We start from the raw sequence: 1,288 nt of genomic DNA on the forward strand, positions 1-1,288 counted from the left end.
AATCGGTTATCGCATTTCTCATTTGATGATTTCATCCACTCTTTAACGCCTAATTTGTAAGCTTCTTCAAATGTTGGTATCTTTTCATCAAGGACTAGGTCTTTTTTCTCTTCTTTATCTCTCTCTTTACAAACCTCCATTGCCCTTTCAACCGTAGAGTAACAACAACTTTTATCAAAGGCAATATATCCTTCTTTCACCGTATCAATAAGCATCTTATAGTAAATGAAAGTTTCTCTTGCCGTCTTATAATCACTGGAAACATCATACAATAAGGATAGAAGCTCTCTTTTACAAATGCACAGTACACTACTGTCACCAGGCATACTCCCAAATCCTCCCAGTTTTTTTAGCGTTTCATATTCAGTATATTTAGGTATGTCTTCAAAGTAAATTTCCAGAGATGCTAAGTCACGATAGAGCCCTGAAGCTTTATCCTTTTGTTGCTGTTCGTATTCAGCTGTAATCATATCATCAATCATATATAACCACCAATGAAACAACAGCATTGTAGGCTTATAGCGCTTTTTTTTCGTCAAAGGATCCACAAACTTTCGTAATGTGACACCATTCTGTCTCATGAATCGCACAACTTTAGGATAAGTTTCTTTAAAAATTGGACGCATCATTAATTCATTTATTTTTTTGATATGTTCATCAGTAAATTCTACTTCCAGCGCCTTTTCATAGAGAAAAAATATATCTACATATCCTTGAGCACAAATATCTTGTACCATTGGATGCTGCTGTTTTTTAGATTCATAAGATTCAGAAATGTATCCAATTTTTTTTATCTCTAATATACTCCTTTCCCATTCCTTTACTTCTTCATCCCATTGTTTAATCCATTTTGGCGATATTTTTTGAGTTTTTTTAACAAGCCTTTGTTCCCATTGTGCAATAATATCTTGGTATATCGCGCACTCTCGATCTTTTAGCTGCAGTAATTTTTCAAACTGTTCAAGTTGTTCATTTAATTGCTTTTTCTGATAATTTGCTAACCAAAGACTATAGATTATGCTCCCTATTATAACTATTCCTACTATAACTATGAAAGTATCGTGATCACTCATTCTTGCTTTCTTTTATTTTCACCAATATTTAACGCAGCTCTTTTATCGATTTCTCAATATTGTATCATTATGTGTACATATGATTTGAAAATCACTACATATTATATTTTAATAAAAACAACACACAAAATATAGATATTTTTATTGGTAAAATAAAACAATTTGTATTTAATTGTACTGCTCTAATGATTTATGCACTTTTAAGAAGAGCTTTA

1 protein-coding gene is annotated in these 1,288 nt (G+C 31.7%); it reads right to left on the minus strand.

The window, feature by feature from the left end; genetic code table 11:
• Nucleotides 1–1,073: hypothetical protein (locus ACFIQE_RS10500; RefSeq protein WP_375707716.1), on the minus strand; the 1,073-nt coding region annotated here is incomplete at its 3' end.
• Nucleotides 1,074–1,288: the final 215 nt, after the last annotated feature.

The organism is Bartonella sp. AA1HLJMS (assembly GCF_042197445.1).
Taxonomy (GTDB): Bacteria; Pseudomonadota; Alphaproteobacteria; order Rhizobiales; family Rhizobiaceae; genus Bartonella.